The following is a 15728-nucleotide window of genomic DNA, read 5'->3' on the forward strand; positions in this document are numbered from 1 at the left end:
GGCGCTCGTTGATCGTCCACTGGATTCCGTGCTCGCCCCCACGCTGGGCGTTCAACACGTAGGTCACGTCCACTGGGCGCTCGATGGCGCCGTCCCATCCCGGGACGTTCGGGTTCGATGGTGCCTCGAACGTGGGCGTGGACACGGGCTCACCGTCGGCTCGGATGGTCGCCAGCGTGAACGGTCGGCGGGTGAAGCGGTCGATGATCGCGTAGCTCCGGCCGGCTCCATCGGCCGGGATGGCGATATCAAGGTCAAGTCGGTTGCCCGGCGCGAGCTCGAAGCCGTCAATCGGGAGAGGACGGGCTGTGTACATGCCGTCCACGGCGATGACACGGGGCTCGAGGCTGCCGAAGTCCGGGCGATAGACACGGCCGTTCGAGGTGTTCACCAGACGCAGCCGGATTCGCTCTCCGGGCCGAACGACGAGCTGCTGCGCAGCGTCACCGTTCACCGTGACCATCTGTCCCCACCGACCATCGTGCGCGAGGTCGTGCCGGGTCACGAAGCGAGGATCGACCTGCCCATCCGAGCCCAACCGCCAGTCGTCGAGCACCCAGACCTCGTCGCGGCTGTAGGGCAGCGTCTCGGCGTCATCGACGATCAGGACGCCATAGAGCCCTCGCTCGACCTGCTCGGCGCTGCGGACATGAGGATGGAACCAGAAGGTCCCCGCGTCCTTGGGGACGAAGCGGTAGGTGAATGAACCGCCCGGCGGTATCGGGTCCTGGGTTACGCCGGGGACGCCGTCCATCGCGTTGAGCACGCGCACACCGTGCCAGTGGATTGTCGTGGGCTGCGGGAGGTCGTTCTGAAGGCGCACAACGACCTCTTCGCCGAGGCGAACGCGCAGGACGGGCCCTGGCACCTGGCCGTTGTAGGCCCAGACATCGAGCAGCCGCCCGTCGAACTGCTGGGCTGTTCCGGGCGCAGCACGCAGCTCGAACTCTCGCCTCGAGCTCGGCTCGGGTGCGTCAACCGGGTATGCCGCCGACAGTTCTCGCTCCAGCCTCTGTAGAACCACGTCGGGCGGCTGTTCCGGGGGGACCTCTTGTTGAGTGGCCGACGCCGTGGCTGGAGAGGACTGAACGGATGAGCTGCTCTCCCCCTGGTCTGAGCGGCATCCGCCAGCAAGCAACACGACCAGCAAAACAAAGAAAAGGGCCGTACAAGAGGAAGTTGGAGACTTCGCATCAAGAGTCATGATTCTCACCGTGCTGGTGGGCGTGGCCGTCCTCGGATCCCTGGCCTCGAACGCGTCGCAAGAAGAGCCGTTCGAACGCGAACACGACTGCGATACCACTGAGGCTCACGCCCACGATCAAGGGATCGGACGAACCTTTGACGAAGAGGAACGCGGCGAGGGCGAGGGCGTCGAGCACGATGGCAGTGACCAGCACGGGGGCACTCGCCTCGACCTCGCCGCGAAGATGACGCAGCACGCCCCAGTGAATCGCCATGTCCATCACGAGGTAGAAGATCGCCCCCATCGACGCGATCCTGGACAGGTCGAAGAGCGCGGCCAGCGCGGCGGCGATGACCACGGTATACACCAATGTGTGTTTCTGAATGTCACCAGGCATCCCGAAGTGGCTGTGCGGGATGAGGTTCATGTCAGTCAACATCGCGAGCATCCGGGAGACTGCGAAGACGCTCGCCAGAAGCCCCGATGCCGTCGCGATGATCGCGATGATGACGGTGAAGGTCGTCCCGTACCCGCCGATGGCCGGACGCGCAGCCTCAGCGAGGGCGTAGTCCTTCGCCCGGATCAACTCCTCGAGGGATAGGCTGGAGGCGACGGCGAAACAGACCGCCAGATACACGACCAGGCAGATCGCGAGCGAGATGACGATGGCTCGACCGATGTTCTTCTCGGGCTCGACGATCTCGTCTCCGCTGTTGGTAATGGTCGTGAAGCCTTTGAACGCCAGGATGGCGAGTGCGATCGCACCGATGAAGTCGGGTGCCGTCGGATCGCCGGATGGTGGCCACGGCTGGATCTGGAGGTCGACGCCGGAGGCCGCGACCGCGATGGCGGCGAACACGAGCAACCCACCGATCTTCAAGACCGCGCTCACGTTGGAGACGGTCCCGATGACCTTGTTCCCCGCGACGTTCACGGCGAACGCGACAGCGATGAGGCCCACCGCGAGCACGGGCACCCAGAAGTCCGCAGCTTCGCCTGGGAAGAGCCGAAGAGTGTAGGCGCCGAAGGTCCGGGCGACGAGACTCTCGTTGATGACCATGGACAGGGCCATCAGCAACGAGGCCGCCCCTGTCACCGTCGAGGGCCCGTAGGCCTTCTTCAGGATCATGGCGATGCCGCCGGCCGACGGATAGGCGCCCGCCACCTTGATGTAGCTGTAGGCACTGAAGCCGCTAATGATCGCGGCGATGATGAACGCTGCGGGGAAGAGCCCGCCGGCGAGCTCGGCCACTTGCCCGGTCAGCGCAAAGATCCCGGCGCCGATCATCACGCCGGTGCCCATCGCGACCGTAGCGATGAGGCTCAGGCTTCCTTTCTTGTACTTGGCGGATCGATCCGTCATAGGTTTGACCTTCTCAGACGGAGCGCGTTGCCAATCACGGAAACCGAGCTCAAGCTCATCGCGGCGGCCGCGAACATCGGCGAGAGCAGGATCCCGAAGAACGGGTAGAGCACCCCGGCGGCGATGGGCACGCCGGCCGTGTTGTAGGCGAAGGCGAAGAAGAGGTTCTGGCGGATGTTCGCCATCGTCTGTCGAGACAGCTTGCGTGCGCGGACAATCCCGCGGAGGTCGCCCTTGACGAGCGTCACGCCCGCGCTCTCCATCGCGACGTCGGTGCCGGTGCCCATCGCGATGCCCACGTCGGCGCGCGCGAGCGCCGGCGCGTCGTTGATCCCGTCGCCGGCCATGGCGACAACCCGGCCCTCGCCCTGCAGCGACTCTACCTTGGCCGCCTTTTCGTCGGGCAGCACACCCGCGATGACCTCATCGATGCCCAGCTTGGCGGCGACCGCGCGGGCCGTTGTCTCGCTATCGCCGGTGAGCATGACCACGTGGAGCCCCTCCTCGTGGAGCGCCGCGATGGCCTCTGGCGTGCTCTCCTTGATGGGATCGGCCACCCCGATGATGCCGGCGAGCGAGGCGTCGATGGCGACGAACATCACGGTCTGTCCTTCGCCTCGGAGCGCCTCGGCACGCTGCGATAGCGGCCCGGGGTCCACCCCAACTTCAGCCATCATCGCGAGGTTGCCGAGCGCGACGTCGCGTCCTTCGACCGAGCCGCGGACACCCTTGCCCGTCACCGAACCGAAGTCGCTGGCCTTCGGGAGCTCGTGGCCGCGCTCCTCCGCGCCTCTGACGATCGCCTCGGCGAGGGGATGCTCGCTGCCTCGCTCGAGGGCGGCAGCCAGGCGCAACAGCTCGTCTTCGGCCATGCCCTCCGCGGGTTCGACCGCGACCAGCGCGGGCCGGCCCTCGGTCAGCGTGCCCGTCTTGTCGACGACCAGCGTGTCGACCTTCCGCAGCACCTCGATCGCCTCGGCGTTCTTGAAGAGCACCCCGAGCGAGGCCCCCTTGCCGGTGGCCACCATGATCGACATGGGTGTGGCCAGACCGAGGGCGCAGGGGCACGCGATGATGAGCACCGCCACGGCGTTGATGAGGGCGTAGGCCATCGGGGGCTCCGGCCCAACCAGTGCCCACACGATGAAGGTCACGATCGCCGTGAGAATGACCGCGGGAACGAAGTAGGACGACACGACGTCGGCGAGCTTCTGGATGGGCGCGCGGCTCCGCTGCGCCTCGGCGACCATGGTCACGATGCGAGACAGCAGGGTCTCGGAGCCAACCTTCTCGGCGCGCATCACGAGGCCTCCAGTGCCGTTGACCGTGGCCCCGATGACCTTGGCGCCGGGGCTCTTCTCGACCGGGATGGGCTCGCCGGTCACCATGGACTCGTCCACGTGGCTCGTGCCCTCGAGCACCTCGCCGTCGACGGGCACCTTCTCGCCGGGGCGGACGCGCAGGCGGTCGCCTTCGCGCACTTGGTCGAGCGGGACGTCCTCCTCGCTGCCGTCGTCGCGAATGAGCCGAGCCGTCTTCGCGGCCATGCCCAGCAACTTCTTGATGGCGGCGCTGGTCTGGCTTCGGGCCTTCAGCTCGAGGACCTGGCCGAGGAGGATCAGCGTCACGATGACGCCGGCCGCCTCGAAGTACACGGCGACCTCGCCGCCGTGACCGCGGAACGACTCGGGAAAGATGCCAGGAAGGAGCGTGGCGATGAGGCTGTAGACGTAGGCGACGCTCACGCCGAGCCCGATCAGCGTGAACATGTTGGGGCTCATGTTCTTCACCGAGCGGACCGCCCGCACGTAGAACGGCCACGCCGACCAGAGACAGACCGGAGTGGCGAGCGCCAGCTCGACGAACGCCCGTGTTCGTCCGGGCAGAACGCTGGAGATCGGCCGGCTCGGGAGCATGTCGATCATGACGATGGCCACGAGCGGCAGCGAGAGCGCGGCGGCGAACCAGAAACGTCGCGTCATGTCGCGCAGCTCCGGGTTGTCCTCCTCCTCGTCCAGCGTCACCGTGCGCGGCTCAAGGGCCATGCCGCAGATCGGGCAGTCGCCCGGCTCGTCCCGAACGATCTCGGGGTGCATCGGGCAGGTCCACTCGGTCTTGGTCGCGAGCGCTGGCACGCCCTTGGGCTCGAGCGCCATGCCGCACTTGGGGCAGTCGCCCGGGCCGATCTGCTCGACCTCGGCGTGCATCGGGCAGGTGAACACGATGCCCGCAGGTGCCTCGTGAGCCTCGTGGTCCTCAGGGTTGAGGTAGCGGTCGGGGTCGGGGTCGGGGTCGGGGTCGGACGCGAACTTCTCTCGGCAGCTCCCCGAGCAGAAGCGGTAAGTCTCGCCGTCGTGCTCGTGTCGGTACTTGCTGTCCTCGGTGACCTTCATCCCGCAGACGGGATCTCGGAGCGCAGCGCCGTCGTCGTCGCCGTGCTCGTGGTGGCAGCCGCCGTGTTCGTGGTCGTGATGGTGTTCGTGTTCGTGACTCATGGTGTCCTCGTCAGCAGCTGCAGTTCTTCTCGAAGACCCGAACGAGCTCCGCGATCTTCGAAGCCCGCTCGTCCTCATCGTCGCTCTCGAACGCGCCGGTGACGCAGGTCTGGATGTGGGACTCGAGAAGCATCTTGCTGACCTTCGCCAGGGCAGCGCGGGCCGCTGAAATCTGCATCAGCACGTCGACACAGTAGCGGTCGTCCTCGACCATCTTCTGGATGCCGGACACCTGCCCGGCGGCCCGCTTGAGGCGGGCTTCGACCTTCTCTTTCGTATCGGGGCTCATCATGGGACGTTTCCTCAAGGCCGCTGTTTACCCATACCCGGGCAGGGGTATATTGAGCACGAGCGACCTCTGCGTCAAGGAGGCTCTTTGTGACGCCCCGGCTGTCCCACTCTCACCGGGCTAACCATCGGCTCTCTGGTGTGAACCGGCTTTTCGGCGTCTGGAGGCGTCTCTGAGGCCCAAGAGCACTCAGAGAGCACCGGTCTGGGGGCGGTGACGAAGCGAGCTACTCTGGCGCCGCCGGAGCAGAGACCACCTCCGCCGACCAGCGACCCACCGCAAACCCGCGCCAGCAGGGCAGATACGACAAGACCCCCGCCGGCGATGCCGACGAGGGTCCTGTTAAGAGAAAGGCCCAGGCTGACTAGCCTGGGCCTTATGAAGCTCCGGCGGTAGGATTTGAACCTACGACCAAGCGGTTAACAGCCGCTCGCTCTACCCCTGAGCTACGCCGGATTGTTCTGGCGGTCAGCGCCGCCGCGATGAGCATTATGTGCCACAACGCTCTCTTCGGTGTCAACGCACTTTTGATTTTTTTTAATCAGAGCGGCCACCTGCGACACCGCGTCGAGCAGAAACGCCATAAAGTACAGCAACTTATGACAACAACACGACCATCACCCCGTTCCAAACGTTCTGCCCGCGAAAATGATCCCCCACGAAAGTACTGAAAAAAAGATCCGTTTTTCGCTCGCCCCCACCTCCCCGGTGCGCACCATCTGAGCTGCCGGACGAGCATCAGGAGGTTCACCCCGACCCACCTCCGGCGACACGTTGAGCGCCTCAATTCGCGCCCGAACACCCGCTCTGCACCGACTCGTACGAGATCCGCGATGCCCGAACTTCAACCCATCTGTGATCTGCCCTCGGCCCTTGCCGCCCACGCCGAGACTCGCCCCCACGCAACGGCCTGGCGGGCCGACGAGCTGCGCGGCTCGGCCTCCTGGCGCGAGTGGCTACACATCGTCGAACGCCTGCGCGCGCTGCTTGTCGACGCGGGTGTGCGGCCGGGCACCACCGTGGGCTACCGCGGCACCAACCACCCCATCGCCTGGAGCCTGGCGCTGGCCTGCGCCGGGCTGGGCGCGAGCTTCTGGCCGCTGAACTACCGCTGGAGCGCGCGGGAGCTGGGGCTGGCGCTCGACGCCCTGCCCTTCGAGATCAGCGCGCTCATCGTCGACGATGACGCCTCCACCACGACGCGCGAAGCGGTCACGCGAGCGTCGGATACATCCATGAGCCTGCGGGAGCGCATCCTGGATCGCGACGCCCTCTGGGCCGACGTCATCGCCGAGCGCTCCGAGTACGATGCCGCAACGCCGCCGTTCACGGGTACCGAGGGCCGCCACAAGGATCACGATGCGCCCTGGCTCATCATGTCCACCGGCGGCACCACCGGTCGCCCCAAACAGGTCGCACACACCAGGCGCACCCTCGCGCACAACGCCCGCCAGTTTGCCGAGATGACGCACCTTCCCTCCGACGAACCGGTGCTTGTGGTCGCCCCTAACTTCCATGTGGCGGGCTTCAGCGCGCTGAGCGCAGCCGCTATCGCTACCGGCGCACCGCTGTACATCGCCTCACGCTTTGTGCCCGACGCGCTGCTGGCAACAATCACCCGTGGCGAGGTGCGCAGCGCGGTGATGGTCCCGACGATGTGGCGCGCGCTCTTCGATGTCGCACGACGCCAGAAGCGCACGCTGGCAGCGCTGCGTTTCGGAATCTGCGGAGGTGCACCCATGCCCCCCTCCTACGTTGACGACGCCCGCACGCTCGGTTTTGAACTCCTCCAGGGCTACGGCATGACCGAGGCCGGCCCCATGGTGACGCTGATGCCTCCAGGAACGCTCGCCACACACGACCCTCGACGGGCATCGGCCGGCATCCCTCCGGATGATGTCGAAGTGTGGATCGAAGATCCGCATGGCGAACCGCTGCCAGCCGGTGCGTCTGGCCAGATCGTGGTGCGCGGTCCACAGCTCGTCGCGACCTACCTGGGCGAATCGCCCGATCCTCATCAGGCCTTCCGCGGCGACGCCTACCTCACCGGTGACTTTGGGCACCTCGATGATGCGGGCTTCCTCTATGTGGAAGGACGCCTGGACGACGTGATCATCACCGGCGGCGAAAACGTCGCCCCGGCGGAGGTGGAGTCCTTGCTCGTCGAACACCCCGAAGTCGCGCAAGCGGCGGTGCTGGGCGTCGCGGATTCGCACTGGGGTCAAAAGATCGTCGCGCTGGTATGCCCGAGCAATCCGCACCAGCCCCCGGCACAAGCGTCGCTTATCGATCATCTTCGCCCTCAGCTGGCGGGCTACAAGCTCCCGCGCGAGCTACGCTTTTGCGACACCCTCCCCCTGACCCCGGCCGGAAAAGTCGACCGCCCCGCCCTTCTGACGCTCTGGCAAAAACTCGCAAGATGACGCGGCGCTGATAGGGTCGACGTGTTCACCCCCGGGGGCGTTGCGACACGCCCCCGCCTGGCGACAATCAGCTGCTTCGACCCACGGATCGACCATGTCCCTCAAAACACAACCCACCGACCAGAACCCCGCCGAAGTCCTCAACGCCGTCGAAGATCCGAATCGCCGCGAGGATTGCCTGCGCCTGCTCGAGATCTTTGAAGAGGAAGTCGGCGCCCCGGCGGTGATGTGGGGCGACGCCATCGTCGGCTTTGGCACCTACCACTACATCTACGAAAGCGGCCGCGAGGGCGACTGGATGCTGGCCGGGTTCTCCCCGCGCAAGCGCAACATCTCGCTCTACATCATGTCCGGTTTTGAGGGCGTCGAGGACATCATGAGTCGCCTGGGCAAACACAAAACCGGCAAATCCTGCCTCTACATCAACAAGCTCGCTGACATCGATGAGGCCGCGCTTCGCGAACTGATCCAGCGATCGCTGACCTACCTCAAAAACACCTACGAGACGACGCCTGCATGAGGACCACAGCCCGTGGTCCCCAACCCAGGCAACAACGCATTACCAAGAGAAAAACCGCGGGCCCATCGGGCCCGCGGCATCACCTCACCACCGCACTTCGGGGGCTTGCATCAGCCCTCAAACGCCGCGTCGGTGATCTCCATACCGCGATCAATGATCGCAAAGCCCTCGCGCAGTTGCTCCTCCGTAATGCAAAGGGGCGGGTTGCACATAAAGCTCCCCCAGCGCACGAAGGTAAAGAGCCCGTTGTCGCGGAAGAACTGCCCGAGCTTCGCCATCGCCGGGTGGCTTCCGTTGAAGGGCGCGATGCGCTCACCCGCGCTGTTCTTCTGCACATCGATCATGCCAAAGAGCCCCAGCGCCCTGCCCTCTTTAAACGAGGGGTGACGCTCTTTGAGGCGATCCATCTCCTCGCGCATCACCGACTGCAAACGCGCCGCGTTCTCGACGAGCTGCTCATCGAGCATCACCTGAATGGAAGCCTCCGCCGCCGAGAGCGCCAGGCAGTGCGAGTTGTAGGTCAGCCCGCCCCAGAACATGTTCTTCTTAAAATGTTCCGCGATGGCGCCGCTCACCCCCATCGCGCCCAGCGGCGCGTACGAGCTGGTCAGGCCCTTGGCCATCGTCACGATGTCGGGCACCACGTCGTAGTGCTCAAAACCAAACATCTTGCCGGTGCGCCCAAACCCGCACATCACCTCATCGCACACCATCAGGATGCCGTACTTCTCAAGGAGCGCCTTAAGCCCTTTGAGGTAGCCTTTCGGCGGCGGCTGAATTCCGTTCGTGCCGGTGATGGTCTCCACAAACATCGCCGCGATGGTGTCGGGGCCCTCGTACATGATGACTTCTTCGAGGTACTCCAGGTTGCGCGCCGTCTGTTCTTCTTCACTCTCTCCGAAGCTGTAGTGGTAGGGGCGAGGATCCATCACCTTGATGAAGCCCGGGCTGCCGGGCTCGTTGGCCCAGCGACGCGGATCGCCGGTAAGCTGCATGCAGGCGTTGGTCGCGCCGTGGTAGCTGCGGTAGCGGCTCAGGATCTTGAAGCGACCGGTGTAGCTGCGCGCCGCTTTGATGGCGTTCTCGTTGGACTCCGCCCCGCTCAGCGTGAAGAAAAAGGTATTGATGTCGCCGGGCACGAGCTCGGCGAGCTTCTTTGCCACCCGCGCGCGCACCGCGGTGGCGGTGCCTGGATAAACATAGGCCACCTGCTGAAGCTGCTGGTGCATCGCCTCAATCACCCGCGGGTGACTGTGGCCGATGTTCACGCTCATCAGCTGGCTGTTGAAATCCAGAAAACGCTTGCCCTCGGGCGTGTAAAAATACACGCCCTCGGCACGCTCCACGGGGATGGGCTCGACGTTATCGCCGGCAGCCCAGGTGTACATGGTGTGTTTCTTACAGAGGTCGATCATGTCCTGAGAGTCCATCGCGTTCCTCGGGTCGCAGAAAAAGGTTGGGTTCCGACCTGCCCGGCGCTGCCGCGTTCCTTGCAGGTTACGCGGCAGCGCGTCGACTCAGGACATCCAGGTCTCATCGGACTGCAGCTCCCACTTCACGGTGACCTTGCGCGGTCGCGTCCAGAAGCGGAAGCCGTCCATGCCGGTCATGTCGCCGTGACCGAACTTGCTGTCATTCCAGCCGCCAAAGGCGAAGGGCTCGCGCGGCACGGGCACGCCGATGTTTACGCCGCACATCCCGGCCTCAAAGCGGTTGATGGCCCGCTCGGCCACCGCGCCGCTGGTCGTGTAAATGCAGGCAGCGTTGCCAAAGGGGCTGGAGTTCTCAATATCGAGCGCCTTTTCGAGCGTATCGACGCGAATCACCGAGAGCACCGGCCCGAAGATCTCCTCGCGCACACACGCCATATCCGGAGTGCAGCCGTCGATGATCGTCGGCCCGACCCAGTATCCCTCGGAGCCTTCGACCTTCGCGCCCCGTCCGTCGACGAGGATTGTTGCGCCGGCGGCCTCCGCCTCGTCAATGTAGCGCACGATGCGCTCGCGCGACTCTTTGGAGACCACCGCACCGATGTCCTGACCAACAACGAGCGCGCGCGACTTCTCGGCCACATCGTCGAGGATGTGATCCACATTGCCGACGGCCAGAAGCACAGACGCCGCCATACAACGCTGACCGGCGCACCCGGTGTACGAGGCCACGACGTTGGCCGACGTCACCTCGGGAGAGGCATCGGGGACTACCACCAGGTGGTTTTTGGCGCCGCCCAATCCGAGCACTTTTTTGCCCGTCTTTGCACCGCGGGCGTAGAGCAACTTCGCGATCGGCGTCGAGCCCACAAACGCCACCGCCCCGATGCCCTCATGGTCGATAATCGCTTCAACAGCGTCTTTGCCGCCGTTGACGATGTTGAGCACGCCGTCAGGCAGCCCGGCCTGCTTGAAGATCTCCGCCAGGCGCATCGCTCCGTAGGGGACCTTCTCCGACGGCTTCAAAATAAAAGTGTTCCCGGCGACAAGCGCCTGCGGCAGCATCCACAGCGGCACCATCGTGGGGAAGTTAAAAGGCACGATGCCCGCGACCACACCGACCGGCTCGTGAATCACCTTGCAGTTGACCCCGCGGCTCACGTCCAGCTGACCGCCATCTGCCATGTTTTGAAGCGAGGCGCCCATCTCCACGCACTCAATGCCCTTGAGCACTTCGCCGCGCGCCTGGCCGATGGTCTTGCCATTCTCATGCGAGAGCAGCCAGGAGAGCTCTTCGAGGTGGGCCTCCATCAGCTCTTTGACCTTGTAGAGCACCTGAGCACGCTCACGGATCGGAAGCGCTTTCCACTCCGGAAGCGCCGCCTTCGCCGCCGCGTACGCCTCTTCGACATCGGCCGCACCGGAGTCGACGACCTTCCCCATCGCCTTGCCATGACGCGGGTTGATCACATCCTGCGTCGCACCGGTGTTCGAGGGCTTCCAGGCACCACCGATCCAGTTATTGGCCTGCACGTAGGGGGTAAGCTCGTAGCCCCGGGTCGCAAAAGAAAACTTCAACTCGCTCATCGCCATGCTCCTTGTGTGAGGGTCATCCGATACCGCTCGCGCCGGCGCCCCTTCGAGCCTTTCTGGCGGCGCGAAGAAACGCCGGCAGGCAGCGTCTGTTCGGACAGGTTGTATGATCCAGAACTCCGGCGACGAGCCGGCGCAGACTGCGCGTCAGCTCATCTTTGGCTTACGCTTGAGAAACTCTCCGATGCCCTTCTGGCCGACGAACTCGCCATCGCGCACCTGGACGTTGCCGCGCACCGTCACAAGCTCGCAGCGCCCCTGGACCTCTCGCCCCTCAAAGGGGTTGTAGTCCACGTTCATATGGTGGGTCTCCACGCTGAGCTTCTCGCTGACCTCGGGATCGTAGACGACCAGGTCGGCGTCGCTTCCGATCTGAATCGTGCCCTTCTTCGGAAAGAGCCCGAAGATCTTGGCCGCCTGGGTGCTTGCTGCGTCCACAAAGCGGTGGATGTCCACGCGCCCGGTCTGCACACCCTCGGTAAAGAAGACGCGCACGCGATCTTCGAGCGAGGGGATACCGTTGGGGATCAGGCAGAAGTTATCCTCCCCCATACGCTTTTGCTCCATATCGAACGGCGCATGATCGCTTCCCAGGGTCGCGATGATGCCTTTTGCAAACCCGTTCCAGAGTGGATCCTGGTTGCTCTTCTCGCGCAGAGGCGGGCTCATCACGAACTTGGCGCCTTCGAAGTCGGGGCGCTCCGCGTCGGTGTGGTCGAGCACAAGATGCTGAATCAGCGTCTCCACCCACACGTTCGCCCCGGCCAGCTGCGCGTCGACGGCCTCTTTGAGCGCTTCCTCACACGAGAGGTGCACGATGTAACCCTCCGCGCCGGTGGTGCGCGCCAGGTTGCAGAAGTGCCGGGTGCCTTCGGCTTCCACATAGGTGGGTCGGCTGGGCTCATGCCACTCGGGGCCGAGCTTACCCTCGGCCACAAGCCTCTTCTGCAGGGTGTCGATCATCTCGGAGTTTTCGCAGTGCGCGGTCACCACCACGCCCAGCTCTTTTGCGAGCTTCATCACGCCCAGCAGCGCCGCGTCATCCACACCCAGCGCGCCACCGTAGGCCAGAAAGACCTTAAAGCTGGTCACGCCGCGGCTGACGATCTCACGCAGCTCTCGCTCCACCTCTTCGTCAAAGCGGGTCACCGCCATATGCCAGGTGAAGTCCGAGCAGGCCTTGCCCTGCGAGACCTCCTGCCAGGTGTTGAACGCGTGCAGCGGGGACTCATCACGCTCGGGAATGCAGAAGTCGATCAGCGTGGTCGTGCCCCCGCAGAGGGCCGCGACCGTGGCCGACTCATAGTCATCCACCGCCATCGTGCCCATAAAGGGAAGGCGCACGTGGGTGTGCGGATCAATAAAGCCCGGGAAGACATACTTGCCCCGGGCATCGTACTCCTCCACCCCGGCCGGCACGTCCAGGTTGGGGCCGATGGCTTTGATGGTGCCGTCTTCACAGTAGATATCCGCCACGTAGCGCTGGCTGGCGGTGACAATCTCTCCGTTACGAATGACAAGCTGCGACATGCAAACCTCATCTCGGGGGTAAAACGATCTTCAAAGGGTTGGCGACCGCCTTATCGCCCGCGTTCGGTCCCATGGACGCGAAGGTCGGGCGATGAGCAGGGAGCCGGATTAACGCTCGTAGGTCGGTCGGGGGGCGAGCACGCCCTCGCCAGAGGAGTACTCTTCCCAGCTGCAGGGCTCGAAGTCGTTGGGAATCTGAACCATCTCAATGCATCCATCGACCGGGCAGACAAGGCTGCAGAGGTTGCAACCCACGCAGGCGTCGGGCTTGACCTCAACGAAGGTGCGGCCGTCGTCGCGACGCTCCGAGAAGATCGCCTGGTGCGCGCCATCCTCGCACGCCGTGTAGCAGAGCCCACAGCCGATGCACTTCTCCTGGTCGATGCGCGCGTTGACCACGTAATTCAGATCGAGCTCTTTCCAGTCGTGAATGCGCTCCAGGCTGATGCCCTGCAGCTCCTGCAGCGTCATCGAACGCTCATCCAGGTAGTTAGAGAGGCCGTCACAGAGGTCTTCGATGATGCGGAAGCCGTAGTGCATCACCGCCGTGCAGACCTGCACAGACGTCGCGCCAAGCGCGATGAACTCCACGGCATCCTTCCAGGTGCTCACCCCACCAATTCCGCTGATGGGCAGGCCCAGAGTCTCCGGATCGGTGGCGATCTGAGAGAGCATGTTGAGCGCGATGGGCTTGACCGCCGGCCCACAATACCCGCCGTGAGACGACCACCCGTTGACCGTGGGTCGAGGCGCGAGCGAATCGATGTCGAGCCCGATTACGCTGTTGATGGTGTTGATCAGGCTGACCCCGTCCGCACCGGCGGCCTTTGCCGCGCGCGCCGGATAGCGAATATCGGTGACGTTGGGCGTCAGCTTCACAAGCACCGGGACATTCGCCACTTCTTTGACCCACTCGGTGATCTGCTGGCAGTACTCGGGTACCTGCCCCACCGCCGCGCCCATGCCTCGCTCCGACATCCCGTGCGGGCAACCGAAGTTCAACTCCAGGCCGTCGGCGCCGGCGTCTTCCGCCTTCTTGACGATCTCGTGCCAGGCCTCCCGCTTCGACTCCACCATCAGGCTGACGATGATGGCGTTGTTCGGGAAGCGCTTCTTCACCTCGTAGATCTCTTTGAGGTTCACCTCCAACGGCCGATCGGTGATGAGTTCAATGTTGTTGAGCCCGACGATCTTCTGGCCGTTGAGGTCCATCGCCCCGTAGCGCGACCAGGTGTTGACGATGGGCTGTCCCAGGGTCTTCCAGACCGCCCCGCCCCACCCCGCCTCAAAGGCGTTGGCCACCTGGTAGCCGGTATTGGTGGGCGGCGCCGAGGCCAACCAGAAAGGGTTGGGCGACTTAATGCCCGCGATATTGCAGCTCAGATCGGCCATCACTCGGCTCCTTCAAGGGTTTGGTGGATGCTCAATGCGGCGCGCTTTCCTTCGGCCACAGCGTTGACGACTTCTTTGCCGCCGCTGACACAGTCCCCGCCGGTCCACAGTCCTTTGACGCTGGTGCGTCCGTGCTCGTCGGCGATTACTTTGCCGCGCGCGTCAAACTCCAGCCCATCAATGGTCTCAAAGAAGCCGACGCGCTTGGCCTGGCCGGTGGCACGAAAGACCCGATCGACGTCGAGCACAAACTCGCTGCCGGGGACCGGCTCCAGCCGGCCCTCGGCGTCACTGCGCGTCTTCTGGCATTTTAAGCCGATGACGCGACCATACTCGCCAAGGATCTCCACGGGCATCGACTCCAACACGAAGATGCCGCCGTCCTTACGCGCGAGCTCCTGCTCATGGGCGTAGGCGCCCATGCGCTCTCGTGTGCGGCGGTAGACCATGTAGACCTTCTCAGCCCCCAGACGGCTGGCCTGCGTGACCGCGTCGATCGCCGTGTTGCCCCCGCCGATCACGGCCACGCTCTTACCTTTGAGCGAGACCTCATCCTTGGGACGTGTCTTGAGCTCGGCGATAAAGTCGAGCGCGTCCTCGCTGCCCTCAAGATCTTCGCCGGGGATGCCCACCGGCGACACACCGCCGAGGCCCACCCCCATAAAGACGGCGTCGTAGTCGTTGAAGAGCGTGGCGAGCTCAACGTCGCGCCCCACCTCGGTGTTGCATCGAATGGTCACGCCGAGCTGCTTGACCCATTCAATCTCAGCCAGGGCGGTGGCGTAGTCCATCTTGTAGTCGGCGATCCCGAAGGTGTTGAGCCCACCGGGCTGCTCGGCCTTCTCAAAGATCACGACCTCATAGCCGTGCTGCGCAAGCTCGGCCGCGCACCCCAGGCTGGCCGGACCAGCGCCAATGCACGCCACTTTACGACCGTTGGACGGCGCGGCCTTAAAGAGCGCCTTGTCGCCCAGCACCACCGGGTCGGTGGCGTAGCGCTGCAACCTGCCGATCTGAATCGGCTCTTCGTGAAGGTCGTGCAGCACACACGCCCCTTCGCAGAGCTCTTCGGTCGGGCAGACCCGGGCGCAGGAGGCCCCGAGGATGTTGGCCTCCAGAATCACACGCGCAGACCCGCGCATGTTGTCGCTGGCGATCTTCTTAATGAACCCCGGGATGTCGATGCCGGTGGGGCACTCCCGGATGCAGGGCGCGTCGTAGCAGTTGAGACAGCGGTTGGCCTCCACCATCGCCGCGCCGCGGTCCATCGGGGGCTTGTAGTCCGCGAAGGGCGATGTACTCAGCCCGCTTCCGTCAGTCATCGTCGTTGCCTCGTCGTCTGGGGGTTCTTGAAGACTTTGCCCGCGGCCATCACGTACTCGCCAGGCGCAGTCCACCTTCAATTGGCGACGCCTTGCTAAATACCGCAGCGCAGCGTTAGCCTGACGCGTTCTTAAAACATCGCAAGCCCATCGGAAGTCGGCCACGCATGAGATCCTTCGCGGAT

At 64.4% G+C, this 15728-nt stretch carries 11 protein-coding genes and 1 tRNA gene (1 of these 12 only partly in view); 2 read left to right on the plus strand and 10 right to left on the minus strand.

The window, feature by feature from the left end; all coding sequences use genetic code 11:
* The 5 genes from FRC96_RS18765 to FRC96_RS18785 all read right to left on the minus strand — a co-directional run.
* Nucleotides 1–1024, minus strand: the 5' portion of a protein-coding gene (locus FRC96_RS18765) for a multicopper oxidase family protein (RefSeq protein WP_434006983.1). It extends 317 nt beyond the left edge of the window; only the first 1024 of its 1341 coding nucleotides appear in the window; it begins with the start codon at nt 1022–1024; the stop codon falls past the left edge of the window.
* Between the two features lie 169 nt (nt 1025–1193).
* Nucleotides 1194–2549, minus strand: coding sequence for an APC family permease (locus tag FRC96_RS18770; protein ID WP_146976790.1), 1356 nt, complete (start codon nt 2547–2549; stop codon nt 1194–1196).
* Entirely contained in the window at nt 2546–5044 is a 2499-nt protein-coding gene (locus tag FRC96_RS18775) for a heavy metal translocating P-type ATPase (RefSeq protein WP_146976792.1), read from the minus strand. The genes FRC96_RS18770 and FRC96_RS18775 overlap by 4 nt, the downstream gene beginning before the upstream one ends.
* 10 nt (nt 5045–5054) lie before the next feature.
* Nucleotides 5055–5336, minus strand: coding sequence for a metal-sensitive transcriptional regulator (locus FRC96_RS18780; protein ID WP_146976794.1), 282 nt, complete (start codon nt 5334–5336; stop codon nt 5055–5057).
* 381 nt (nt 5337–5717) lie between these two features.
* Nucleotides 5718–5789, minus strand: a tRNA-Asn gene (locus FRC96_RS18785).
* A gap of 377 nt (nt 5790–6166) precedes the next feature.
* Between FRC96_RS18785 and FRC96_RS18790 the strand changes: the two genes are divergently transcribed.
* Together FRC96_RS18790 and FRC96_RS18795 are read left to right on the plus strand one after the other, a co-directional pair.
* The gene (locus tag FRC96_RS18790; RefSeq protein ID WP_146976796.1) at nt 6167–7756 is read left to right on the plus strand and encodes a class I adenylate-forming enzyme family protein; all 1590 of its coding nucleotides are present in this window, start codon (nt 6167–6169) and stop codon (nt 7754–7756) included.
* Nucleotides 7757–7850: 94 nt separating this feature from the next.
* Entirely contained in the window at nt 7851–8276 is a 426-nt protein-coding gene (locus FRC96_RS18795) for a DUF1801 domain-containing protein (RefSeq protein ID WP_146976798.1), read from the plus strand.
* 110 nt (nt 8277–8386) lie between these two features.
* On the opposite strand, the gene FRC96_RS18800 is transcribed toward FRC96_RS18795, so the two are convergent.
* From FRC96_RS18800 to FRC96_RS18820, 5 genes are all read right to left on the minus strand, one after another.
* Complete coding sequence (locus FRC96_RS18800) at nt 8387–9706, minus strand: aminotransferase class III-fold pyridoxal phosphate-dependent enzyme (RefSeq protein ID WP_146976800.1); 1320 nt, start codon at nt 9704–9706, stop codon at nt 8387–8389.
* An 87-nt stretch (nt 9707–9793) separates the two neighbouring features.
* A complete protein-coding gene (locus FRC96_RS18805; RefSeq protein ID WP_146976802.1) occupies nt 9794–11293 on the minus strand; it encodes a CoA-acylating methylmalonate-semialdehyde dehydrogenase in 1500 nt (499 codons plus the stop codon).
* Between the two features lie 153 nt (nt 11294–11446).
* Complete coding sequence (hydA, locus tag FRC96_RS18810; protein ID WP_146976804.1) at nt 11447–12829, minus strand: dihydropyrimidinase; 1383 nt, start codon at nt 12827–12829, stop codon at nt 11447–11449.
* Nucleotides 12830–12937: 108 nt separating this feature from the next.
* Nucleotides 12938–14221, minus strand: coding sequence for an NAD-dependent dihydropyrimidine dehydrogenase subunit PreA (preA, locus tag FRC96_RS18815; protein WP_146976806.1), 1284 nt, complete (start codon nt 14219–14221; stop codon nt 12938–12940).
* The gene (locus FRC96_RS18820) at nt 14221–15543 is read right to left on the minus strand and encodes an NAD(P)-dependent oxidoreductase (protein WP_146976808.1); all 1323 of its coding nucleotides are present in this window, start codon (nt 15541–15543) and stop codon (nt 14221–14223) included. Before FRC96_RS18820 ends, preA begins: the two co-directional genes overlap by 1 nt.
* Between the last annotated feature and the right edge of the window lie 185 nt (nt 15544–15728).

The organism is Lujinxingia vulgaris (assembly GCF_007997005.1).
GTDB lineage: Bacteria > Myxococcota_A > Bradymonadia > Bradymonadales > Bradymonadaceae > Lujinxingia.

Coding starts and splice junctions, on each gene's coding strand:
- FRC96_RS18770 (WP_146976790.1), bottom strand. CDS start 2,549: ATGACGGATCGATCCGCCAAGTACAAGAAAGGAAGCCTGAGCCTCATC.
- FRC96_RS18775 (WP_146976792.1), bottom strand. CDS start 5,044: ATGAGTCACGAACACGAACACCATCACGACCACGAACACGGCGGCTGC.
- FRC96_RS18780 (WP_146976794.1), bottom strand. CDS start 5,336: ATGATGAGCCCCGATACGAAAGAGAAGGTCGAAGCCCGCCTCAAGCGG.
- FRC96_RS18790 (WP_146976796.1), top strand. CDS start 6,167: ATGCCCGAACTTCAACCCATCTGTGATCTGCCCTCGGCCCTTGCCGCC.
- FRC96_RS18795 (WP_146976798.1), top strand. CDS start 7,851: ATGTCCCTCAAAACACAACCCACCGACCAGAACCCCGCCGAAGTCCTC.
- FRC96_RS18800 (WP_146976800.1), bottom strand. CDS start 9,706: ATGGACTCTCAGGACATGATCGACCTCTGTAAGAAACACACCATGTAC.
- FRC96_RS18805 (WP_146976802.1), bottom strand. CDS start 11,293: ATGAGCGAGTTGAAGTTTTCTTTTGCGACCCGGGGCTACGAGCTTACC.
- hydA (WP_146976804.1), bottom strand. CDS start 12,829: ATGTCGCAGCTTGTCATTCGTAACGGAGAGATTGTCACCGCCAGCCAG.
- preA (WP_146976806.1), bottom strand. CDS start 14,221: ATGGCCGATCTGAGCTGCAATATCGCGGGCATTAAGTCGCCCAACCCT.
- FRC96_RS18820 (WP_146976808.1), bottom strand. CDS start 15,543: ATGACTGACGGAAGCGGGCTGAGTACATCGCCCTTCGCGGACTACAAG.